This window comes from Streptomyces uncialis (genome assembly GCF_036250755.1).
Taxonomy (GTDB): domain Bacteria; phylum Actinomycetota; class Actinomycetes; order Streptomycetales; family Streptomycetaceae; genus Streptomyces; species Streptomyces uncialis.
Genome location: NZ_CP109583.1, coordinates 1631008 through 1652638 on the forward strand (window position 1 = coordinate 1631008; position 21631 = coordinate 1652638).

General features: G+C 72.0%; 21 protein-coding genes. 5 read left to right on the top strand and 16 right to left on the bottom strand.

The window, feature by feature from the left end; translation table 11 throughout:
- Positions 1-64: 64 nt before the first annotated feature.
- The 11 genes from OG711_RS06490 to OG711_RS06540 all read right to left on the bottom strand — a co-directional run bounded on the left by OG711_RS06490 (position 65) and on the right by OG711_RS06540 (position 12248).
- A complete protein-coding gene (locus tag OG711_RS06490) occupies positions 65-1198 on the bottom strand; it encodes a polyprenyl synthetase family protein (protein ID WP_073782429.1) in 1134 nt (377 codons plus the stop codon).
- Positions 1195-2634 carry a hydroxysqualene dehydroxylase HpnE gene (gene hpnE / locus OG711_RS06495; RefSeq protein ID WP_073782427.1) on the bottom strand — a complete coding sequence of 480 codons (1440 nt, stop codon included), beginning with the start codon at positions 2632-2634 and terminating at the stop codon, positions 1195-1197. Before hpnE ends, OG711_RS06490 begins: the two co-directional genes overlap by 4 nt.
- Positions 2635-2806: 172 nt before the next feature.
- Complete coding sequence (gene hpnD, locus OG711_RS06500; RefSeq protein WP_073782425.1) at positions 2807-3757, bottom strand: presqualene diphosphate synthase HpnD; 951 nt, start codon at positions 3755-3757, stop codon at positions 2807-2809.
- A complete protein-coding gene (gene hpnC, locus OG711_RS06505) occupies positions 3754-4728 on the bottom strand; it encodes a squalene synthase HpnC (RefSeq protein WP_329558707.1) in 975 nt (324 codons plus the stop codon). Before hpnC ends, hpnD begins: the two co-directional genes overlap by 4 nt.
- Before the next feature lie 421 nt (positions 4729-5149).
- A complete protein-coding gene (locus OG711_RS06510) occupies positions 5150-5905 on the bottom strand; it encodes an ABC transporter ATP-binding protein (protein WP_107499094.1) in 756 nt (251 codons plus the stop codon).
- A 16-nt stretch (positions 5906-5921) separates the two neighbouring features.
- Complete coding sequence (locus tag OG711_RS06515) at positions 5922-6851, bottom strand: ABC transporter permease (RefSeq protein WP_329558708.1); 930 nt, start codon at positions 6849-6851, stop codon at positions 5922-5924.
- A gap of 110 nt (positions 6852-6961) precedes the next feature.
- Entirely contained in the window at positions 6962-7846 is an 885-nt protein-coding gene (locus tag OG711_RS06520; protein ID WP_073782419.1) for a glycosyltransferase family 2 protein, read from the bottom strand.
- Between the two features lie 8 nt (positions 7847-7854).
- Complete coding sequence (locus OG711_RS06525; protein ID WP_073782417.1) at positions 7855-8634, bottom strand: CDP-alcohol phosphatidyltransferase family protein; 780 nt, start codon at positions 8632-8634, stop codon at positions 7855-7857.
- The gene (locus tag OG711_RS06530) at positions 8612-9673 is read right to left on the bottom strand and encodes an iron-containing alcohol dehydrogenase family protein (RefSeq protein ID WP_073782415.1); all 1062 of its coding nucleotides are present in this window, start codon (positions 9671-9673) and stop codon (positions 8612-8614) included. The genes OG711_RS06525 and OG711_RS06530 overlap by 23 nt, the downstream gene beginning before the upstream one ends.
- Positions 9661-10413 carry a phosphocholine cytidylyltransferase family protein gene (locus tag OG711_RS06535; RefSeq protein WP_073782413.1) on the bottom strand — a complete coding sequence of 251 codons (753 nt, stop codon included), beginning with the start codon at positions 10411-10413 and terminating at the stop codon, positions 9661-9663. The genes OG711_RS06530 and OG711_RS06535 overlap by 13 nt, the downstream gene beginning before the upstream one ends.
- Positions 10410-12248 (bottom strand): DUF5941 domain-containing protein, encoded by a 1839-nt coding sequence (locus OG711_RS06540; protein ID WP_329563652.1) that lies wholly within the window; start codon positions 12246-12248, stop codon positions 10410-10412. Before OG711_RS06540 ends, OG711_RS06535 begins: the two co-directional genes overlap by 4 nt.
- A 286-nt stretch (positions 12249-12534) precedes the next feature.
- Between OG711_RS06540 and galE the strand changes: the two genes are divergently transcribed.
- The 3 genes from galE (at position 12535) to idi (ending at position 15949) form a co-directional block, all read left to right on the top strand.
- Positions 12535-13521, top strand: a complete 987-nt coding sequence (galE, locus tag OG711_RS06545; RefSeq protein ID WP_329558709.1) for a UDP-glucose 4-epimerase GalE — start codon at positions 12535-12537, stop codon at positions 13519-13521.
- 150 nt (positions 13522-13671) lie between these two features.
- The gene (locus tag OG711_RS06550) at positions 13672-14610 is read left to right on the top strand and encodes a cation diffusion facilitator family transporter (RefSeq protein WP_073782407.1); all 939 of its coding nucleotides are present in this window, start codon (positions 13672-13674) and stop codon (positions 14608-14610) included.
- Positions 14611-15355: 745 nt separating this feature from the next.
- A complete protein-coding gene (idi, locus tag OG711_RS06555; protein ID WP_073785181.1) occupies positions 15356-15949 on the top strand; it encodes an isopentenyl-diphosphate Delta-isomerase in 594 nt (197 codons plus the stop codon).
- Positions 15950-16071: 122 nt separating this feature from the next.
- Here the strand turns inward: idi and OG711_RS06560 are convergent, their stop codons facing one another.
- Both OG711_RS06560 and OG711_RS06565 read right to left on the bottom strand, forming a co-directional pair.
- Positions 16072-16599, bottom strand: coding sequence for an ATP-binding protein (locus OG711_RS06560; RefSeq protein WP_399546453.1), 528 nt, complete (start codon positions 16597-16599; stop codon positions 16072-16074).
- A gap of 173 nt (positions 16600-16772) precedes the next feature.
- A complete protein-coding gene (locus OG711_RS06565; RefSeq protein ID WP_329558710.1) occupies positions 16773-17435 on the bottom strand; it encodes an HdeD family acid-resistance protein in 663 nt (220 codons plus the stop codon).
- 72 nt (positions 17436-17507) lie between these two features.
- Here OG711_RS06565 and OG711_RS06570 point away from each other — a divergent pair, with 72 nt between their 5' ends.
- Complete coding sequence (locus OG711_RS06570) at positions 17508-18269, top strand: enoyl-CoA hydratase/isomerase family protein (RefSeq protein WP_073782401.1); 762 nt, start codon at positions 17508-17510, stop codon at positions 18267-18269.
- 15 nt (positions 18270-18284) lie between these two features.
- Here the strand turns inward: OG711_RS06570 and OG711_RS06575 are convergent, their stop codons facing one another.
- The gene (locus OG711_RS06575) at positions 18285-18908 is read right to left on the bottom strand and encodes a DJ-1/PfpI family protein (RefSeq protein WP_073782400.1); all 624 of its coding nucleotides are present in this window, start codon (positions 18906-18908) and stop codon (positions 18285-18287) included.
- Positions 18909-19039: 131 nt separating this feature from the next.
- A complete protein-coding gene (locus OG711_RS06580; protein WP_329558711.1) occupies positions 19040-20002 on the bottom strand; it encodes a GlxA family transcriptional regulator in 963 nt (320 codons plus the stop codon).
- A 136-nt stretch (positions 20003-20138) separates the two neighbouring features.
- Between OG711_RS06580 and OG711_RS06585 the strand changes: the two genes are divergently transcribed.
- A complete protein-coding gene (locus tag OG711_RS06585) occupies positions 20139-21002 on the top strand; it encodes an SCO6745 family protein (protein ID WP_266506345.1) in 864 nt (287 codons plus the stop codon).
- Positions 21003-21157: 155 nt separating this feature from the next.
- Here the strand turns inward: OG711_RS06585 and OG711_RS06590 are convergent, their stop codons facing one another.
- The gene (locus OG711_RS06590) at positions 21158-21451 is read right to left on the bottom strand and encodes a hypothetical protein (protein WP_329558712.1); all 294 of its coding nucleotides are present in this window, start codon (positions 21449-21451) and stop codon (positions 21158-21160) included.
- Between the last annotated feature and the right edge of the window lie 180 nt (positions 21452-21631).

The window sequence follows — 21631 nt, forward strand, 5'->3', positions numbered from 1 at the left end:
CCGTCGGCCGGTGCGCTGGATGGACACCGGCCGGCGACTGCGAGTCATATGGAAGTGTTGATCATCATCTCTTTCGTACGACGACGAAGTCGGCGAGCGCGGTGAGCTGCGCCCGTACCCGCTCGGGCATGTCCACGGAGTTCAGGGCCTCGATGGCGACGGTGTGCTGACGGCGGGCCTCCTGGTTGGTCCACTCCCGGCCGCCGGCCGCCTCGATGAGGGCGGCGCGGACGGCGAACTCCGTCTCGGAGAAGCTGTCGAAGTCGTTGCTCTTGGCGTCGGCGGCGAGCAGTTCGCCGAGTTCCTCGGACGCGCTTCCGCCCGCGGCCAGGGCGGCGACGACGGGCAGGGACTTCTTGCGCTGGCGCAGATCGCTCCAGGTCTGCTTGCCGGTGGCCTCGGGGTCGCCCCAGATGCCGAGGACGTCGTCGATCGCCTGGAAGGCGAGCCCGAGGTGGTGCCCGAAGCGTTCCAGGGAGTCGGCGGTGCGGTCGTCGGCGCCGCCGAGGACGGCGCCGATGGAGGAGGCGCAGGCGAGCAGGGCGCCGGTCTTGTTGCCCTCCATCTCCAGGCACTCCTCGACGGTGACCCGCTCGCGGTGCTCGTAGGAGATGTCCTGGGCCTGGCCGTCGATGAGGGCGCGGCTGGCCCGGGTGAGCCGCCGCGTGGCGCGCCCCGCCTCGACGGTGCCGAGTTCCAGCAGCACCTCCCCGGCGAGGGCGAACAGGGCGTCGCCCACCAGGATGGCCTGGGCGGGGCCGTGGACCTTCCATACGGTGTCGCGGTGCCGGCGCTGTTCGTCGCCGTCCATCAGGTCGTCGTGCAGCAGGGAGAAGTTGTGCACCAGCTCCACGGCTACCGCGCCGGGCACCCCGGTCTCGGGCGGGGCTCCGGCGGCCTCCGCGGAGAGCAGGGCGAGCGCGGGACGGACGGCCTTGCCGCCGTCGCCGTCGGCGGGGTTGCCGAGCGCGTCGATCCAGCCGAAGTGGTAGGCGGCGACGGTGTCCATGGGCGGGGCGAGGCGGTCCACGGCGGCCCGCAGCACGGGCGTCGACAGTGTCCTGCCGCGCTCCAGCAGCGCGGTGACGTCCACGGCCTCGGCGGACGTTTCGGCCGGGGGCACAGTGGGCACAGTCTCTCCTCTTGTCGCGGTGGTGCAGGGGGTACGGGGGCCAGCCCCGCGGTGATCGAGTCTCATGCCGTCTCCCGGAAGAGATGATCACGCGGCCGGCCGATGACCCCGAGCGCCGCGTCGGCGGCGCTGACACCACTGCGTACGGCTCCCTCCATGGTCGCGGGCCAGCCCGTGGCGGTCCACGCCCCGGCGAGGTGGAGACCGGGCACCTGGGTACGGGGGCCGGGCCGCAGGGCGGCGGTGCCCGGCGCGGGCGCGAAGGTCGCGGTCCGTTCCCTGGTGACGAAGAAGTCGTGCACCCGGGCGCCCCGCGCGGCGGGCAGCAGCCGCTCCAGCTCGGGCAGGAAACGCTCCCGCAGTACCGCCACGGGCTCGTCGATGTACTCCTGGGCGGCCGACTGGGAGAGCGCCAGGTACTGGCCCTCGGTCACCCCGGACGCCTCGGTGCGGTCGAAGACCCACTGCACCGGGGAGCCCAGCGCGGCGAAGAACGGCCGCCGCAGCACCGTGCGGTCGTAGTGGACATGGATGTTGAGGATCGGCGCGGTGCCGAGTCGCAGCAGCCGCTCCGGGTGGTCGAGCGCGCCCGGCGGCAGCAGGTCGTACGCCTCGCGCTGGGCGACGGCGAGGACGACGGTGTCGGCCTCGATCCGCTCGCCGGGCAGGTCGACGGCGAGCCGGCCGGTGCCGGTGCGGGAGACGGAGGCGACCCTGGCGCGGACCTCGGTGCGTACCCCGGCGGCGTCGAGGGCCTTGCGGGCGAGGGTGTCGTGGAGTTCCCCGAGCGGGACCCGGGCCCAGCCGATGTCGGCGGCGCCGGGCTCCTCCAGCAGTCCGGTCCTGAACACCTTCGCGGCGAGGGCGAGCGAGGTGTCCGCGGCGACGGCGTTGAGGGTGGCCACCCCGACCAGGTCCCACAGCGCCTCGACGGCGCGCGGGGACTGGCCGTGCCGGGCGAGCCAGCTCCCGAAGTCCTCCTGGTCGAGGGCCGGGTCGGCGGGGTCGAGGGCCTTGAGGGCGAGGGCGGCGCGGCCGACGGAGGCCCGTTCGGCGAGCGACAGATGCGGGTAGCGGGCGAGTCCGCGCGCGAGGTGCAGCGGGACGGGCAGGGCGTCACGGCTCAGGGTGCCGAGCCGGGGCCCTTCGCCGGAGCGGGTGCGCACCCGGTGCGCGGCGTCCACGACGGGGACGCTGAGCCGGTCCTGGAGCGGCGCCAGGTCGGTGCCGCCGATCCGGTCGAGGAACCAGCGGTAGGCGGTGCAGCAGCGCAGATAGACGTGCTGGCCGTTGTCGACGGTGAGGTCGCCGCGCTGGAAGGAGAAGGCGAGGCCGCCGAGCCGGGGCCGTCCCTCCAGCAGGGTGACGGCCGTCCCGGCGTCGGCGAGGCGCAGCGCGGCGGTGACCCCGGCGAGGCCGCCGCCGACGACCACGGCCGCCCGTGCCGGGCGGCCCTCGGCGTGACTGTCCGGCCCGGTGGGCCGCAGGTCGGTGTCGCTCACGCGGCTCCCTCGGGTGCTGGGTCGTGCGGCACCGGCCGGGCGGACCCGCGGGGCGTGCGCCCGCGCGGACCGGTGGCGGGCGCTGTCATGGTCAGAGACCCGGTGCGGGCCCCGGGGGTTGACCGGGCCGGTGGGCAGGGTTCGGCGGACCCGCCGGGGGCCGGTGTCCTCATCAGGGCCGCCTCCGGACGCTCTGCCGGGCGATGTGCCGGGCGTCGAGCCCGGACAGTCCGCGCACGGCGACGTACGCCTTCTCGTGGCCGGGCAGCGAGACCCGGCCGCGCAGCACGGCCTCCGGCTCGCGCTCGATGCGGTCGAGGAGACGGCGGTAGATCCCGGCCATGGCGGCGACGCAGGCGCCGCTGCGCCGGTCGAGCATCGGCAGCAGCCGGTAGCCCTCGGCGAACAGGGCGCGGGCCCGGCGGACCTCGTAGTGGACGAGACCGGCGAAGTCGGAGCCGGGGGGCGGCTGCGGTCCGTCGAACCCGGCGGAGCAGCCGAACTTGGCGAGGTCGTCGGCGGGCAGGTAGACCCGGCCGCCGGTGGCGTCCTCGCGGACGTCGCGGAGGATGTTGGTGAGTTGCAGCGCGAGGCCGAGGGTGTCCGCGTACTCGGGGGCGCGTTCGGTGCCGCGGGCGCCGGGCTCGGTGCCGAAGACGCCGAGCGAGAGCCGTCCGATGGCTCCGGCGACACAGCGGCAGTACCGCTTGAGGTCGTCCCAGGTCTCGTACTTCTCGCCGTGGACGTCCATGAGGACGCCGTCGATGAGTTCGTCGAGCCCGCCCAGCGGTACGGGGAAGACCGTGGCGGTGTGCCGCAGCGCGACCGCGACGGGGTCGGTGTCGTCCTCGTCGACGGCTCCGTCCCGTACCCGGGTCAGCAGTTCACGGGTCTCCTCCAGCCGGGTCCGCTTGACCTCCGGGGGCAGTTCGCCGTCGCCGATGTCGTCCACGCGCCGCGAGAAGGCGTACAGCGCGGACATGGCTCGCCGCTTCGCCGTCGGCAGCAGTCTGATGCCGTAGGCGAAGTTGCGGGCCTGCTGCCCGGTGACGGTCTCGCAGTAGCTGTACGCGGCGAGTACCGGTGCGGACACATATGGGTCTGGCTCCACGGCCCGGCTCACCCCTCTCCTCGCAGTGTCGCGCCCACCTCGCGCAGCAACCGGACCTTGGTGGGCTCAGGTGGTCCGGGAAGTACGTCGTAGGAGACGGCCGTGATGGCGTGGACGGCCGCTCTCCCTCCGCCCACGAAGCCCGCGAGGAGCAGCCGCAGCCTGCCGTGGACGCTGCCCACCAGCGGAAGGCCCTCGTCGAGCAGGTGCCGGGCGCGCTGTGTCTCGTAGGCGACGAGCGCGCGCACCGAGGCGCCGGTGGTGCGTGCCGCGAGGTCGCTCTCCTGGACATGGAAGCGTCGCATGTCCTCGGCGGGCAGATAGATCCGGTCGCGGGCGAGGTCCTCGCTGATGTCCTGGAGGTGCTCCACGATCTGGAGCGCCGTGCAGACGGCGTCGGAGCGGCGGACGCGTTCGGGGGTCGAGGTGCCCGTCACGGCGAGGACGAGACGGCCGACGGGGTTCGCGGAGAGCTCGCAGTACGCCAGCAGCTCGTCGTAGGTCGCGTAGCGGGTGACGAGCTGGTCCTGGCGGTTGGCGGCGATCAGCGCGAGGAACGGTTCGGGGTCGAGACGGTGGCGGCGGAGCGTGGGGACGAGCCGCCGGAGCAGCGGGTGGCCCGGGTCGCCGGTGGTGAAGGCGCGGCGGAGGTCGTCCTCGAAGGCGTCGAGGAGGAGGAGCCGGTCGTCGGCGGCGTCGCCGGTGACGCCGAGGTGGCGGGCGTCGGCGCCGCCGGGCGCGAGGTCGCCGTCGCCGATGTCGTCGACGAGCCGGGCGAAGCCGTAGAGCGCCATGAGGTCGTCGCGCCAGGCGCGGGGCAGGAAGAAGGGGGCCACCGGGAAGTTCTCGTGCGCGGCCTTGTCGAGGGTGGCGAGGGCCGCGGGGGTGCCGTGGGCGGGGGTGCCGCCCGGGGTGGGCCCGGTGGCGGGCGCGCCCGCGGGGCGGGGGGCGCTGCGCGTGGGTGTGTTCCGGGCTTCCGTCACCGGGCGCCGCCCGGTGCGAGGACTGCGGAAGCGTCGCGGAGCTGGAGACTTTCCGTAGCCATTGCCGTCACATCTCCGTTCTACACTACCGACCGAATGCATCCTCTTTCGGACACACCGCCCGGGTCATTCACCGAGTGCGACAGGCGGTAGTCCGCTATCTCCGCACTTGCCGTGAATCAGGACCGTCACAGCTTACGTTGTACGCCGTCGAACCGTTGGCCCGGGGTTCCCGGCCCGCCCGGCGGTGCGCAACCCGGGGGTGGATTGCCTGGCGTACGGGGATTTCGGCAAGGCGGCCGGCATTCCGGACCGCAATGCCGGTGGCCGGTCACCGACACGAAGGAACCCCGCGCGGTGGTTCCGGCGGGGTTCACTCGTCGTGCCAGGTTTTCCACGGTGATTACGGGACGGAAAGCTTTTACTTTCCGGTGAACTTCTCGTACTCCTTGAGCACGTCGTCCGTGGCACCGTCCATCCGGAGTTCGCCGTGCTCCAGCCAGAGCACCCGGTCACAGGTGTCCCGGATGGACTTGTTGTTGTGGCTCACCAGGAAGACCGTACCGGCTTCCTTGCGCAACTCGCGGATACGGGCCTCGGACCGCCGCTGGAAGCTGCGGTCGCCGGTGGCCAGTGCCTCGTCGATCATCAGGACGTCATGGTCCTTGGCCGCCGCGATGGAGAAACGCAGCCGGGCCGCCATTCCCGACGAGTAGGTCCGCATCGGAAGGGTGATGAAATCGCCCTTCTCGTTGATGCCGGAGAAGTCCACGATCTGCTGGTAACGCTCCTTGATCTGCTCACGTGTCATGCCCATAGCGAGACCGCCCAATATGACGTTCCGCTCTCCCGTGAGGTCGTTCATCAGGGCCGCGTTCACCCCGAGCAGCGACGGCTGGCCGTCGGTGTAGACCTTGCCGCGCTCGGCGGGCAGAAGTCCCGCGATGGCCCGCAGCAGGGTCGACTTGCCGGAACCGTTGGAGCCGATCAGTCCGATGGCCTGGCCCCGGTAGGCGACGAAGGACACACCGCGCACGGCGTGCACCTTGCGCACCCCGCGCTCCTCGCCGCGCCGCAGGATGCGGCTGAGCGCGGTGGTCGCGCTGCCCTTGCCGGTCTTGGCGCCATTGACCCGGTAGACGATATGGAGCTCGTCCGAGATGACGGTGGGGCGCATGTCGCCCGTACTCTGCTCAGCCACGGCCGTACCTCTCCTCCGCCTTCCAGAAGTACACGAATCCGCCGACCGCCACGAGGACGGACCAGCCCAGGGCCAGCGCCCACACATGATCGGGCAGCTGGTCGTTGCCGTAGCCGTCGATGATCGCGAACCGCATCAGGTCCATGTACACCGCGGCCGGGTTCCACTGGAGGACGTCCGCGATCCAGGAGGGCCTGCCCTCCAGCATGATCGGGATGGAGAACATGACGCCCGACGCGTACATCCAGGTCCGCATCACGAACGGCATGAGCTGCGCGAGGTCGGGGGTCTTGCTGCCGAGCCGCGCCATGATCAGCGCGAGGCCGGTGTTGAAGAGGAACTGGAGCACCAGGGCGGGCACGATCAGCAGCCACGACGGGCCCGGGTAGCTGCCGCACGCGATCGCGACGGCGAACACCACGAGCATCGAGAACAGCAGCTGCTGGAGCTGCTGGAGCGCGAAGGAGATCGGCAGCGAGGCCCGGGGGAAGTGCAGGGCCCGGACCAGGCCCAGGTTTCCGGAGATCGCCCGGACCCCCGCCATCACCGAACTCTGGGTGAAGGTGAAGACGAACACCCCGGTCACCAGGAACGGGATGTACACCTCCCTCTCCATACCGCGGTCGGCGTTCAGGATTATCCCGAAGATCAGGAAGTAGACCAGCGCGTTGAGCAGCGGGGTGACCACCTGCCAGAGCTGGCCGAGCTTCGCCTGGCTGTACTGGGCCGTGAGTTTCGCCTGCGAGAACGCCAGGATGAAGTGGCGCCTGCCCCACAGCTCACGAACGTAGTCGAGGACTCCCGGCCGGGCGCCGCTCACGGTCAGTCCGTGCTTGGCGGCCAGGGCGGCCGGGGAGAGTCCGTCATCGGGCGACGGGGGCGCACTCACCGCGACACCGCCGTCATGCGTTGTCTCACTCACAAGTAGGAAACTTTCGTCCTCAAGAGATGCGCTGCCTGGCCGGACACAAGCAGGTGCCGGTTGCCCTCCGGGGTGAGAGCCAGGCCGGAATGTTCTCAGACCAGAGCTTGTCAGATCACGGGCGGGCGGCCCAGTCGGGTCAGCCGCCATACCGTACGCCACTTCATGGGGCGACGGGGCCCGCAGGGACCGCTCCATCCTTCCCGGAACCCGCCGAACCACGCCTTGAGCGCGGGTCCGGAGGGGCGCCGGGCCAGGGTGAGCAGCAGCCACACACCCAGGTACACGGGCACCAGGGGCAGGGGCAGATTGCGGCGGGCCAGCCAGACCCGGTTACGGGCCACCATGCGGTGGTAGACCGCGTGCCGGGACGGCGCCGTGGTGGGGTGGTGCAGGACCATGTCGGAGCGGTAGTCGATCTGCCAGCCCGCGTCGAGCGCGCGCCAGGCGAGATCGGTCTCCTCATGGGCGTAGAAGAACTCCGCCGGCAGCGGGCCGACCTGGGCGATGACCTTCGTCCGCACGGCGTTGGCGCCGCCCAGGAACGTGGTCACCCGGGAGGACCGCATCGGGTCGGAGGCACGCAGCCGCGGTACGTGGCGGCGCTGGGTGACCCCGGTCTCCGGGTCCGCGATCCGGAAGCTGATGATCCCCAGCTCCGGGTCCCCGGCGAACGCCGCACGGCACAGCTCGGCGGTGTCGGTGAGGGGCAGCGAGCCGTCGTCGTCCAGGAACAGCAGGACGTCGACATCGGTGCCGGACGGGCCGAACGCCTCGATCCCGACGTTGCGGCCCCCGGGGATGCCCAGGTTCTCGGGCAGTTCCACCGTGCGCACCCCGGCCGGGACCTCGGGTACGGGCGAGCCGTTCCCGACGACGACGACCTCGACCGGTTCGCCGTCCTGCTTCGCGACCGAGTCGAGCAGGGCGCGCAGTTCCTCGGGGCGGTTGCCCATGGTGATGACGACCGCGCCGACCTTGAGGGGGTTGCTCACCGACGGCCTCACTTCAGCCTGCTGGACGCCAGGATGGACACCAGGTGCAGCAGGGTCTGGAGGATCGCGATCCCCGCGAGGACGGCGATACCGAGCCGGGTCCAGAACAGATCGCCGCCGATCATGTCGAGCACGGCGACGAACAGGATGAACAGGCTCGCCTCGACCCCGCCGACCAGCCGGTGGAACTTCAGCGCGGCGGCTGCGCGGCGGGCCAGGGCCAGACCGGAGGAGCGGGGCGTGGCCGCCTCGTCCTTGACGGCCGGCAGCCCGCTGCGGGAGCGCGCCACGTCGACCAGGTCGGTCTCGGCCTTGATGAGGATCGCGCCGAGGGCGGCCAGGGTGCCGAGGAAGGCCCACAGCCACTCGGGGCGGCCGTCACCGAAGGCGTCGGCGCCGCGGACACCGAAGCCGACGAGCAGCGCGGCCTCGCAGAGGTAGTGGCCGACCCGGTCCAGGTAGACGCCCGTGATGGAGGTCTGCTTGCGCCAGCGGGCGACCTCGCCGTCGACACAGTCGAGCAGCAGGTAGAGCTGGATGAGGACCGCGGCGACCAGGGCCCCGGTCAGGCCCGGTACGAGGAGCGCGGCGCCCGCGAGGATGCCCGCCACGACCATCAGGTACGTGAGCTGGTTGGGCGTGATCCTGGTGTTCACCAGGTAGGGGTCGCAGCGCAGCGAGATCTCCCGCATGTACAGGCGTCCCGCCCAGTGCTCACCGCTGCGCCGGTCCTTGACCCCTTCGGGGTGCACGACCGGGCGGAGTTCAGCTACCGATGGCCTTGGCATAGTCGGCGTATGCGTCCTTGATCTGGTCGGTGTTCAGGTCGAGGTGTTCGAGGATGGTGAAGCGGCCTGGCCTGGTCTGCGGGGCGAACGCGACGACCTGCACGAACTCGTCGACGCTGAAGCCGATCTCCTCCGGCAGCACGGGCAGTTCGTGGCGGCGCAGGACCTCGGCCATGTACCGGGACTCGTCGTGGGCGCCCCGCAGGTGCATGGCGAACGCGGCGCCGAGTCCGACCTGCTCGCCGTGGCTGGCGGCCCGCTTGGGGAAGAGGAGGTCGAAGGCGTGGTTGATCTCGTGGCAGGCACCGGAGGCGGGGCGGGAGTCGCCCGCGACCGACATGGAGATCCCGGTGAGGACGAGTCCTTCGGCGAGCACCTGGAGGAAGGCGTCGTCGCCGACCGAGCCGGGGTGACGCAGTACGGCCTCGCCCGCCTGGCGGGCCATGGCGGCGGCGAGACCGTCGATGGACTCGCCGGTCTGCCGGTGGGCCAGCTCCCAGTCGGCGACGCAGGAGATGTTGGAGACGGCGTCACCGATGCCGGAGCGGACGAAGCGGGGGGGTGCCTCACGGACGACGTCGAGGTCGATGACGACGGCGATCGGGTTGGGCACCCCGTAGGAGCCGCGGCCCGCGTCGTTGTCGAGGGTGGCGACCGGGGAGCACAGTCCGTCGTGGGCGAGGTTCGTCGCGACGGCGACCAGCGGCAGGCCGACGCGCGCCGCGGCGAACTTGGCGCAGTCGATGATCTTGCCGCCGCCGAGACCGACGACCGCGTCGTAGCGCCCCTTCTTGATGGCGTCCGCGAGCTTGATCGCGTCGTCCAGGGTGCCGCCGCCGACCGGGAACCACTCGGCGCCGGGCAGCGCCGGCTCCAGCCGCTCACGCAGCCGGGCACCCGAGCCGCCGCTGATCGCGACGGCGAGCTTGCCCGACGAGGAGATCCGCTGGTCGGCGAGGACCCCCACCAGGTCGTCGAGGGCACCCGCGCGGATGTCCACGACGACCGGGGAGGGGATCAGGCGTGTCAGTACTGGCACGCGATCTCACGCCCCTTGGCGAGGTCGTCGTGGTTGTCGATCTCGACCCACTTGATGTCGCCGATGGGGGCGACGTCGACCTTGAAGCCACGGTTGACGAGCTCCTGGTAGCCGTCCTCGTAGTAGAGGTCGGGGTCCCGCTCGAAGGTGGTCTTCAGGGCGTCGGCCAGCTCGTCGGCGGCCTCGCCCTCGATGAGGGTGACACCGATGTACTCGCCGGTCGCGTCGGCGGGGTCCATCAGCTTGGTGATGCGCTGGACGCCCTTGTCGGGGTCCACGACGACCTTCATCTCCTCGTCGGCGAGCTGCTTCACCGTGTCGAGGGCGAGGATGATCTTCTTGCCGTCGCCACGGGCCGCGAGCAGCGTCTTCTCGACGGAGACGGGGTGCACGGTGTCGCCGTTGGCGAGGATCACGGTGTGCTTGATGGCGTCACGGCCGCACCACAGGGAGTAGGCGTTGTTCCACTCCTCGGCCTTGTCGTTGTCGATCAGGGTGATCTTGAGGCCGTACTTGGCCTCCAGGGCGGCCTTGCGGTCGTAGACGGCTTCCTTGCGGTACCCGACGATGACCGCGACCTCGGTCAGGCCGATCTCGGCGAAGTTGCCGAGGGTGAGGTCGAGAACGGTGAGGCTCTCCTCGTCCCCCTCGGGACCGACCGGCACCAGTGCCTTGGGCAGGGTGTCGGTGTAGGGGCGAAGACGCCGTCCGGCGCCGGCAGCCAGCACGAGGCCGATCATGCGGGTTCTCCTTCATCGTGTACGGCGGGTGCTCCGGAGGAGACCCAGAAGCGGATGCTCTCTGCGAGCACCACGAGTGCCACGGCCACGGCCAGGGCCGTGAGCAGCGCGGTGAAACCTTGGGTGCCGAGCAGGGCCGCGGCCAGGGTGATCAGCAGGACCCTGCCCTCCTGCCCCCCGATCGCGCGGACCAGCCAGCTCGGCGACGCGCCGGTGCCACCGCGTATGCGGTACACCGTGTCGTAGTGATGGTAGGCGACCGCCGCCACCAGCCCGAAGGCAGCGGGCAGCGCTCCGTCCGTCCCGGCCTGGGCGGCCAGGGCGAGCACGGTGCCGTATTCGGCGGCGCGGAAGAAGGGCGGCACCAGCCAGTCGAGGGCGCCCTTGAGGGGCCGGGCGACGGCGAGAGCGGAGAGCACGATGTAGAGGCAGGCGGCGGCGACGGTGAGCCAGCCGCCGAAGCCGGTGAACACTGCGGCGCCGACCACGGCCGCGCCGCCGAGCAGCGCGAAGGCCGGGGGCGCGAAGACCGGCATCCGGCGGGCGACACCCTGGAACGCGGTCGCGAGCACCTCGGCCGGGTAGCCCCGGTCGGTGAGGTCGAGCAGGGCCTGGGCGGCCCCGTCGGTGCGTCCGGCCTTGCGGGTCAGGGAGCGCAGGACGCGTCCGGCGGTGGTGTAGCAGGCGGCGAACGCGCAGCCCACGAGCAGGACGACCAGGGTGATCCGGGGGGTGGTGACGGCGGTGAGCACGGCGATCAGCGCCCAGCGTTCACCGATCGGCAGCACGATTATGCGGCGCACCCAGACCGTCCAGCCGACCGAGTCGAGCCGGTCGGAGAGGGCTGCGGTGGGGCTGATGCTCGCGGTGGCGTCGTGGTTGGCCTCGATGAAGGCGAAGTCGATGATATGGCGGCAGGTCTGGAGGACCATCGCGCCCAGCGCCAGCGCCCAGACGTCGTCGCCGCCGCGGGCCGCGCCGAGGGCGAGGCCCGCGTAGTAGGCGTACTCCTTGGCGCGGTCGAAGGTGGCGTCGAGCCAGGCGCCGAGCGTGGAGTACTGGAGGGAGTAGCGGGCGAGCTGTCCGTCGGCGCAGTCGAGGACGAACGAGAACAGCAGCAGGGCCCCGGCGGCGACGAAACCGGCACGGGTGCCGGTCGCGGCGCAGCCCGCGGCGATCAGCGCGGTGATCAGCGACGCGGTGGTGACCTGGTTGGGCGTGAAGCCCCGGCGGGCGCACCAGCGGGCCAGGTGGCGCGAGTAGGGGCTGATGGCGTAGGTGGTGAAGAACCCGTCGCGGGACTTCACCGAGGTCCGCAGCCGGACGGCCTCGTCGTCGACGGCGGCGACGGCCTGGCGGGCCTCGTTACGGGTCTGGGGGTCGACCGGGACGACGGCGACGAGGGTGCCGAGTTCCGGTCGGTGCACGGCGGTCCCGGCGGCCTCGGCGAGGGCGGCCGCGCGGTCGGCGGGGCTGTCGACGGTGACGGCGGCGGTGCCGTGCGCGGCTCCACCGGCCGGTTCGGCCGCGGCGGGAACCGTGCTCTCACGCAGGGCCCGTTCCAGGGCGGCGCGGGCGGCGGGCCGCGCGGTGACGGCGCCGGGGATCGCGGCGGCGTCGAAGCGGGGGTCGGTGAGAGCGAGCCGCAGCGCGTGGACATGGCCCACGAACCGGCTGTCCACGACCGCCACGCGCTGCCCGGACGGGACGGCGCCGAGCAGGGCGGGAACGTCGGCCGGGTCCTCCGCGACCCGCACGTCGAAGCCGAGGCCGCGCAGATCGCCGTCGAGCGACGACCCCGGGACCGGCCGGCCGGTGAGGATGGCGGTCGACAGAGGAATTCACTCCCTGGGTGCCCCGACGCGCCGGCGCCGGGCATGTACGTGGATGGGGCGCGCCCCGGGGGCCGGGGACGGCCGGGCGGCGTGTCGGCAGAGGCTATCGGATGGATACCGACGGGTGTTCATCGCCCGTTCACGCTCCGATCAGCGCGGTCTGCCGCCCCCGCACCGCCGCGATCATCATTGTTGATCGGAGGCCGCATCACAAACCGCCGGGTGTGCCGGTCCCCGCGCACCCCGGACCCGGCCGCCGGGTTTGCCCGGCATAGGCTGCCTTGGCATGACATGGATGATCACAGGTGGGGCCGGATACATCGGGGCGCATGTGGTGCGGGCGCTGACCGGGGCCGGGGAGCGGGTGGTCGTCCTCGACGACCTGTCTTCGGGAGCCGCGCGGCGGCTGGACCCCGGGGTGCCGGTGGTGCGGGGCTCGGCGCTGGACGGGGAGCTGCTGGCCCGGTCGCTGGCCGAGCACCAGGTGACGGGCGTGGTGCATCTCGCGGCCCGTAAGCAGGTCGCGGAGTCGATGGCCCGGCCGTCGCGCTACTACGCGGACAATCTGGGCGGTCTCGGCACGCTGCTGGAGGCGGTGACCGGGGCCGGGGTCGAGCGGTTCGTGTTCTCCTCGTCGGCGGCGGTGTACGGCACCCCGGACGTCGAACTGATCACCGAGGACACCCCGTGCGCCCCGGTGAACCCGTACGGCGAGACCAAGCTCGCCGGTGAGTGGCTGGTCCGGGCTGCGGGGCGGGCGCACGGGATGTCGACGACGTGTCTGCGCTACTTCAACGTCGCGGGGTGCGCGGCACCGGAGCTGGCGGACACCGGGGTGTTCAACGTGATCCCGATGGTGTTCGACCGGCTCACCCGCGGCGAGGCACCGCAGATCTTCGGCGACGACCATCCGACGCCGGACGGGACCTGCGTCCGCGACTACGTGCATGTCGCCGATCTCGCCGACGCGCACCTCGCGGCGGTGCGGCGGCTGTCCGGGAAGCCCGCGGGGGATCTCACGCTGAACATCGGCCGAGGAGAGGGCGTTTCGGTACGCGAACTGCTGACGCTGATCGCGGAGGTGTCCGGGGACGGCCGCGCGCCGCTCGTGGAGCCCCGGCGCGCGGGGGACGCGCCGAGGGCGGTGGCGTGCGCCCGGCGGGCCGCCGAGGAGCTCGGCTGGACGGCCCGCCGGGACGCCCGCGAGATGGTCGGGTCGGCCTGGCGGGGCTGGCTCGCGCACCGGTCCCCGCAGCCCGCCGAACAGCACTAGCCGATCTTGTCAGCGCTCTGACCTGCGGTTCGTTTCCGCAGGTCAGAGCACATGACAACGGTGTTCACTGCCGTGTTGCCGGATACCCCCCACCCGTAGTTCACTGAGGTCCGTAGAGGACATCCACCACTGCGGCGAAGGATGGTTTTCATGGGGGCAGGGCACGATCACGGGCATTCGCACGGCGCACCCGTCACGGGTACGGCGGCGTCCGCCTATCGCGGACGGTTGCGGATCGCGCTGGCCATCACGCTCGGTGTGCTGGTGATGGAGATCATCGGCGGCCTTGTCACCGGGTCGCTGGCGCTCGTCGCGGACGCGGCCCATATGGCCACCGACGCGGTCGGGCTCAGTATGGCTTTGCTCGCCATTCACTTCGCGAACCGCCCACCGAGCGTGAACCGGACCTTCGGACTGGCCCGCGCCGAGATCCTCGCGGCCCTCGCGAACTGTCTGCTGCTGCTCGGTGTCGGCGGCTATGTGCTGTACGAGGCGATCCAGCGGTTCATCACCCCGACCGAGATCGAGGGCGGTCTGACGGTCGTCTTCGGCCTGATCGGCCTGGTCGCCAACATCGTCTCGCTGGGGCTGCTCATGCGCGGCCAGAAGGACAGCCTCAATGTCCGGGGCGCCTTCCTTGAGGTCCTCTCCGACGCGCTCGGCTCGCTCGCGGTCGTCATCTCGGCACTGGTCATCCTGGGCACCGGCTGGCTGTACGCCGACCCGGTCGCCTCGCTCGTCATCGGGCTGATGATCGTGCCCAGGACGGTGAAGCTGCTGCGCGAGACGCTGAACGTGCTGCTGGAGGCGGCGCCCAAGGGGGTCGAGATGAACGAGGTGCGGGCGCACATCCTGGCGCTGGACGGGGTCGAGGAGGTCCACGACCTCCACGCGTGGACGATCACCTCCGGGATGCCGGTGCTGTCGGCGCACGTGGTGGTCAGCGGGGAGGTGCTGGACCGGGCGGGCAACGAGCGGATGCTGCACGATCTCCAGGAGTGCCTGGGGGACCACTTCGACGTGGAGCACTGCACGTTCCAGCTGGAGCCCGGGGGGCACGCGGCGCATGAGGGGAAGGTCTGCCACTAGTCGCCTTCGCTTGCGCTTTTGAGGTCTTCCGGGGTGGGCGCACTTGTCCTCGTGCGGGTCGGACGGGGGTGCGCAGTTCCCCGCAGGTCGCCTTTGCTCGCGCCCTGGATGCTGCCTCTTGCGGTCGCTCTTCGGGTGCGGGCCGGTTCTCGTCTTTCGCGCAGTTCCCCGCGCCCCTTTGGGGCGCACCCTGTGGGTTCTTCGGGTCGGTGCCGGTCGGGATTCTCCGTCCTCGCTCCAACGCGCTCGGTACGACGTCCATGTGGTCCTACTGAAGAGCATCGGAGTCTGCGGGCAGAGATTCCCGCCCACCCCCTCCCGCAGCAGCGCGACTCCGCGAGGAGGAGGGTGAAAATCAACCCCAGGTGGGCGCCCCCGAAGGGGCGCGGGGAACTGCGCAAGAACGAGGACCGGGCCGCACCCGAAGAGCGACCGCGAGGGGGCAGCATCCAGGGGCGCGGGGAACTGCGCACCCCACGAGCGACGGCGCAGGGACGAGTGCGCCAACCCGGGAAGACCTCAAAAGCGCAAGCGAAGGCGACTCGTACGGATGCGCGAACCCGAGGCGGGGAATTTTCGCCCGGCCGACCGGGAAACGCTCAGGTATCCGGTTGCTTCCGGCGTCCGAACAGTTACCGCGTGTCCCCGCCGACCAGGCGAACGGCACGCGCGGCCGCCGTCGATGCCGGAAGTGTCGGTGATGTACGGCAGACTTGACGTGCGAGGACCGAAGCGAAGGATGGGCATGCCGATCACACCTGCGACCGCGGAGCACTCCGCGCCGAACACAGCCGCCGAAACCATCATGCTGGAGCTGGTGGACGAGGACGGCACCACGATCGGCACGGCCGAGAAACTCTCCGCCCACCAGGCCCCGGGCAGACTGCACCGGGCGTTCTCGGTGTTCCTGTTCGACGAGCACGGCCGTCTGCTGATCCAGCGCCGCGCGCTCGGCAAATACCACTCCCCCGGTGTGTGGTCGAACACCTGCTGCGGACACCCGTACCCCGGCGAGGCACCCTTCGCCGCCGCGGCCCGGCGCACCTTCGAGGAGCTGGGCGTCTCGCCCTCGCTGCTCGCCGAGGCGGGGACCGTGCGGTACAACCACCCGGACCCGGCGTCCGGTCTGGTCGAGCAGGAGTTCAACCATCTGTTCGTCGGGATGGTCCAGTCCCCGTTGCGCCCGGACGGCACGGAGGTCGAGGAGACCGCGTTCGTCACCCACGCGGAGCTGATGTCCCGGCACGAGAAGGACCCGTTCTCCGCCTGGTTCCTGACCGTGCTGGACGCGGCGCGCCCCGCGATCAGGGAGCTGACCGGCCCCGGCGCGGGCTGGTAACCGCGCGTACAGCGGGAACCGCGCCGGTTCGGGGGGGCCGGTACGGGAGCCGCCCGGCCCCTGGGGGTCCGGCCGGGCACGCTCCCGCGCACGTTTTTCTGACAGGTCGGCGTTCCGACGGGTCAGCGGCGGGGGCCCTGGGGCCGGGGCACCCTCGGGGGTCTCAGGGGCAGGGCCGACCAGACGACCTTGCCCCCGTTCGCGGTCTGCTCCACGTCGCACACGCCGCCCGCCTCGCGGGTGACCTCCCGGACCAGCAGCAGTCCCCGGCCCCCGGTCTGCCCGTGGTCCGTCTCCAGGACCGTCGGCCGGTACGGATGGTTGTCCTCCACGGACACCCGGACCCACTCGGCGCCGACGGCGACCTCCACGGTCAGCAGCGGCGACAGCACCGCCGCGTGCTTGACCGCGTTGGTCGCCAGCTCCGAGACGATCAGCAGAAGCCCCTGCACCAGATCGTCGGACACGGGCACCCGCTGGCGTACCAGCAGGTCCCGGACCGCGTGCCGCGCCTGGGGTACGGAGGCATCCGCCGCGGGCGCCGTGAAACGCCACACACCCTCGTACGGCAGGGGGGCCGGGCCGGCCTCCGGCGGTGCTCCGAGATCGGTGCCCGGGGGTGGTCCCGAGTCCCACCCGCCACTGTCCATCGTCCGGTCGCCGCCTTCGCGCTCGATTGTCTCCACACGTCGAGTGTTGGGAACGCCCTGGTCCGTACCGGACGACTGACCAGAAGTCAGCGAGTATCGACGGCTTCTGACCGATCCCGTGTGAGCGCGTCGGCGGGGCGACCGCCGATGACCCGATTTGCCAGGTTGAAGCCCTATTCAGGTTGTACGTGTTTGGGGGGCGGATCGTCCGTTTCCCGCCCCTTGTCCAGGGATCCGGGCGCGTCCGGGCCGCCGGTCCCGTCCGGTTCGGCCAGGGTGTCGGAGACCAGCCCCACGATGTGCCGCCCGCCCAGACCCGTGGCGATCAGCCCCAGGCCGTCGAACAGCACGGCCAGCGAGAAGAAGCAGCCGATGACGTAGACACTGCTGCTCGGCCAGCCCGCGAGGACCAGCACGCCCAGCAGTACCCCGAGGGCGCCCTGGACCAGCGTCCACCCGGACTGCGCGCCCCGCGCGACCAGCGCGCCCACCAGCCGGAACAGTCCGCCCGCCAGGAACAGCAGCGCCGCGAACATGGTGAGCGTGGCGGCGGCCACGTCCGGTCTGCGCAGGATGACGACCCCGGCCGCCAGATACAGGGCCGCGATGAGCACCGCGGGCCAGAAGTAGTCCTGCTGCCGGGACTGGACGGCGTGCACCAGGCCGATGACACCGGCGATGAGGAGCAGCCAGCCGAACAGGAGCATGGTCGTCAGCGTGGCCACACCGACATAGACCAGGCCGACCACTCCGGCGACGACCAGCAGGGTTCCGAGGACCACCAGGCCCGTGAAACCGCGCCGGAGCTTCCTGACCTCGCCACGGGGCGTACTCATGGGCGCCTCCCAAGGGCCGCGGTACCCCCAGTGATGATCGTACGTTCGGCCGGTGCGGATAGCATCCGGCACATGGAGCCTCAGCTGCCGTACGGCGTGACCGACGGGGTCGCCACGATCGTGATCTGCCAGCCCGCGAAGCGGAACGCCATGACGGAGGAGATGTGGCGGGCGATGCCGCCCATCCTCGACGCGCTCGCCGGCGACCCCGCGGTGCGGGCGCTGGTGCTGACCGGCGCCGGCGGGACGTTCTGCGCGGGCGCGGACATCTCGTCGCTGAGCGGCCCCCCGGGCACCGCCGAGGCGGCCCAGGGGCTGGCGGTGGCCGCGGAGGACGCCCTCGCGGCCTTCCCCAAGCCGACACTGGCCGTCGTACGCGGCCACTGCGTCGGCGGCGGCTGCCAGCTCGCCGCCGCGTGCGATCTGCGGTTCGCCGACGAGGACGCGCTGTTCGGGATCACCCCCGCGAAGCTCGGGATCGTGTACGCGCACTCGTCGACCCGGCGGCTGGTGTCGCTGGTGGGGCCCGCCACGGCCAAGTACCTGCTGTTCTCGGGGGAGCTGATCGACGCGCGGCGGGCCCTGGCGACCGGGCTGGTGGACGAGGTGCTGCCCGCGGCCGAGCTGGACCAGCGGGTGGCGGAGTTCACCCGGGTCCTGACGGCCCGCTCCCAGCTCACCCAGGCCGCGGCCAAGGAGTTCGCGGCCGGCCGGGCGGACCGGATCGAGCACTGGGCCGCGCAGGCCCGGGGCAGCGGCGAGACCACCGAGGGTGTCGCCGCCTTCCTGGAGCACCGCGAACCCCGCTTCGAGTGGACCCCGCCCGTCGGCTGAGCCCCCCGTACGGTCCTACGCCGAGACGCTCCGCCACTCGGCGACCAGGTCGGCGGGAGCCTTCTCCGGGGAGCCCGCGTCGTACGGCGGCTGGGGGTCGTACTCCAGCAGCAGCTGGACCGACTGGGCGCGGCGGTCGCCCGCGATCCGGCCGACCAGGGTGAGGCCCATGTCGATCCCGGAGGACACCCCGGCGGCGGTGACGTACTTGCCGTCCATGACGACACGGTCCCCGGTCGGCTCGGCCCCCGCCTCGCGCAGCTGCTCCAGGGCGAGCCAGTGCGAGGTGGCGCGGCGGCCGGTGAGGAGTCCGGCGGCGGCCAGGACCAGCGAACCGGTGCACACGGAGGTGGTCCAGGTGCTCTCGCGGTCGGCGGCCCGCACCCAGTCGAGCAGGACCGGGTCGGTGGTCTGCGGTGTCATGTCCGGGCCGCCGGGCACGACGAAGATGTCGGGACGGGGCACCTCCTCGAAGGTCCGGTCGGCGACGAGCGCCAGACTGCCGCTGTCGTTGCGGACGGGTCCGGTACGGGCCGCCACGAAGACGGTCTCCGCGCCGGGGATGTGCTGGAGCGTCTCGTAGGGGCCGATGGCGTCGAGGGAGGTGAAGCCCTCGAAGAGGACTACGGCGATCTGCATGGTGGGACCTCTCGGGTCGTTCGCGTGACGGGACGGGAAGGTCGTGGCGGTGATGGTGATGGTGCGCTTGTGGTGACGCGGTCGCGGTGGCATGGATGCGGCGTGCGGCAGCGGTGCGACGGCCGGGTGGCTCAGGGGGTGGGGCGGAAACGGCGGCGGTAGTCGGCCGGTGGGGTGCCCAGGGTGCGGACGAAAGCGCGGCGCATGGCCTCCGGGGTGCCGTAGCCGCAGCTGCGGGAGATCTCCTCGATCCCGTCGGGGGTCTCCTCCAGCAGTCGCCGCGCGTGCTCGACGCGGACCCGGTCCACGTACCGTCCCGGGGTCGTACCGGTCTCCGCCCGGAAGGCGCGGGCGAAGTGACGGGGCGACAGCCGGGCGCGCTCGGCCAGCGCCTCGACCGACAGATCGCCGCCCGGATGCTCGGACACCCAGCGCTGCACCTCGCGCAGCGGGGACCGGCTGGCCGTCTGCGCGGCGAGCTGCGCGCTGAACTGGGCCTGGTTGCCGGGGCGGCGCAGGAAGACGACGAGGTACCGGGCGATGGTCAGCGCCGCCTCCCGTCCGTGGTCCTCCTCGACCAGCGCGAGCGCGAGATCGATGCCCGAGGTGACCCCGGCGGACGTGGCCACGTTCCCGTCCCGGACGAAGATGGGGTCCGGGTCGACGGTGACGGCCGGGTGCTCCCGGGCGAGCCGGTCGCAGAACGCCCAGTGGGTGGTCACCCGGCGGCCGTCGAGGAGTCCGGCGCGGGCCAGCAGCATGGCGCCGGTGCAGACGGACACCAGCCGCTCGGCGCGTGGCGCGTGCGCGGCCAGCCAGCGGGTCAGCGGATCGTCCTCGTGATGGTTGCCGTCCCCGCCGGGGACGACCAGGGTGTGCGGTACGGGGGCCGAGGCGAGGTCCGTGTCCGGGACGAGACGCAGTCCGCTGGACGTCCGTACCGGGCCGCCGTCGAGGGAGGCGGTGCGTACGTCGTAGCCCGCCGCCGGGTCACCGACGGCGTGCGCCGCCCCGTGGAACACCTCCAGGGGGCCGGTGACATCGAGGCTCTGCACGCCCTCGAAGAGGACGACGAGTACGGTTCGCTGCGTCATGACGTCGATTCTTCGGCGGCGGACGGCTGGCCGCAATGACGGGTTCCCCACCTTTCCTGCCATCACGCCCCGTCATGATCCGGCCCGGCCCGGCGCCCCTTCCACCACGTACCAACCAGTCGGTAACGTACGGGGCATGAGCACTCTGCCCGAGCGCGCCGGACGCCGGTGCCACCATGTCCTGAACCCGCTGCACTCGACGCACTACTTCTCCCCGGAGCTGGCGGCCGAACTGGCCGCCCTCGGGATCAAGGACCCGGGCGCCGCGTATCTCGCGGTCCGCGCGGCGGCCCTGGGCCCGGTCGGTCCCGGCGTCGTGAGCGCGGCGTTCTACAACTTCAGCCACACGATGGTGGCCCGGCACGTCCCCGAGGTGTGGCGGACGGCCGCGCCGCCGGAGGTGCTCGCCGCACGGCTGCGTGCCGTGGACGCGGTGCTGCGCCGGCAGCTCGGCGAGGAGGCGCTGGCCTCACCGGAGATGGCGGAGGCGGCGGAACTCGCGCTGCGGGCCGCCGAGGGCTGTACGCGGCCCGCGCGGCCGATGTACTCCGCCCACGCCGACCTGCCGGTGCCGGACGCGCCGCATCTCGCGTTCTGGCACGCGGCGACGCTGCTGCGCGAGCACCGCGGCGACGGTCATCTCGCGGTGCTGCTGGAGCTGGGGCTCGATCCGGTGGAGGCCCTGGTCAGCCATACCGCGACCGGCTGGGGCATGACCCCGACGTGGGTCCTGGCGTCCCGGGGCTGGACCCGCGCCGACTGGGACGCGGCGGCCCTGCGCCTGCGCGACCGCGGCCTGCTGACCGCCGACGGCGAGCTGACCGACGCGGGCCGGGAGACCCGACGGGAGCTGGAGGTACGCACCGACCGCCTCGACCTGAGCCCGTACGAGCACCTGGGCGCGACCGGGGTGGCCCGTCTCACCGAGATCGCCACGGTGTTCGCGGGGGCGGCGCTGGAGGCGGGCGCGTTCCCCGCGGAGGCCTTCGGCAAGGACTGAGGACGCCGGCGGGCGTCCTGTCGACGGCCGCCGGACACTCGACGGCGGGCGGCCGGGGTCCCCTGGGTGGGAGATCCCCGACCGCTACGTCTGCGGGGCCGCACACTCGGCGCCGAACAGCGCCCTGAGCAGTCCCGCGGCGATGGTCAGCGCCTTCACGCAGACCCCAGGTACTCGGCGAGATCCGGATTCTCCCGGGCCGCGAACTCCCGCAGCTCGGAGAACCCCACCCCGCCCGGCATCGCTGTCATGAGCCGTTCCAAGGACGTTTCCCAAGGAAGCATCTCCGGAGACAGACTGGGCGGCACGCTCTCCGGATCACGCTCCGCGGCGATCAGCCGGCAGAGGACCGCCGCGATGGCCAGATCCCTGCTCGTGCAGTCGGGAGCGTCGCGGATTCGCGCGACCTCACCGGCGAGTACCAGCAGTTCACGTGCGTCCTGGGACATCTCTCTCATGTACCGACCGCCGATCCGCTGGGACGCCTGGTGATGGGTAGGTAACGTCTTCGCCGCGCTGTGGCTGGTGACACCCGTGCTTCCGACGGGAAGCCGCCGACGCACCCCGGGGCCCACCGGAGCCGGATTCTCGAAACGCTTTCCGCCGCTGGCGGTTGTCCCCGCTGAAAC

Coding starts and splice junctions, on each gene's coding strand:
- OG711_RS06490 (WP_073782429.1), bottom strand. CDS start 1,198: ATGAGACTCGATCACCGCGGGGCTGGCCCCCGTACCCCCTGCACCACC.
- OG711_RS06510 (WP_107499094.1), bottom strand. CDS start 5,905: ATGCGCCCCACCGTCATCTCGGACGAGCTCCATATCGTCTACCGGGTC.
- OG711_RS06525 (WP_073782417.1), bottom strand. CDS start 8,634: ATGCCAAGGCCATCGGTAGCTGAACTCCGCCCGGTCGTGCACCCCGAA.
- OG711_RS06535 (WP_073782413.1), bottom strand. CDS start 10,413: ATGATCGGCCTCGTGCTGGCTGCCGGCGCCGGACGGCGTCTTCGCCCC.
- galE (WP_329558709.1), top strand. CDS start 12,535: ATGACATGGATGATCACAGGTGGGGCCGGATACATCGGGGCGCATGTG.
- OG711_RS06550 (WP_073782407.1), top strand. CDS start 13,672: ATGGGGGCAGGGCACGATCACGGGCATTCGCACGGCGCACCCGTCACG.
- idi (WP_073785181.1), top strand. CDS start 15,356: ATGCCGATCACACCTGCGACCGCGGAGCACTCCGCGCCGAACACAGCC.
- OG711_RS06560 (WP_399546453.1), bottom strand. CDS start 16,599: ATGGACAGTGGCGGGTGGGACTCGGGACCACCCCCGGGCACCGATCTC.
- OG711_RS06565 (WP_329558710.1), bottom strand. CDS start 17,435: ATGAGTACGCCCCGTGGCGAGGTCAGGAAGCTCCGGCGCGGTTTCACG.
- OG711_RS06570 (WP_073782401.1), top strand. CDS start 17,508: ATGGAGCCTCAGCTGCCGTACGGCGTGACCGACGGGGTCGCCACGATC.
- OG711_RS06575 (WP_073782400.1), bottom strand. CDS start 18,908: ATGCAGATCGCCGTAGTCCTCTTCGAGGGCTTCACCTCCCTCGACGCC.
- OG711_RS06580 (WP_329558711.1), bottom strand. CDS start 20,002: ATGACGCAGCGAACCGTACTCGTCGTCCTCTTCGAGGGCGTGCAGAGC.
- OG711_RS06585 (WP_266506345.1), top strand. CDS start 20,139: ATGAGCACTCTGCCCGAGCGCGCCGGACGCCGGTGCCACCATGTCCTG.
- OG711_RS06590 (WP_329558712.1), bottom strand. CDS start 21,451: ATGTCCCAGGACGCACGTGAACTGCTGGTACTCGCCGGTGAGGTCGCG.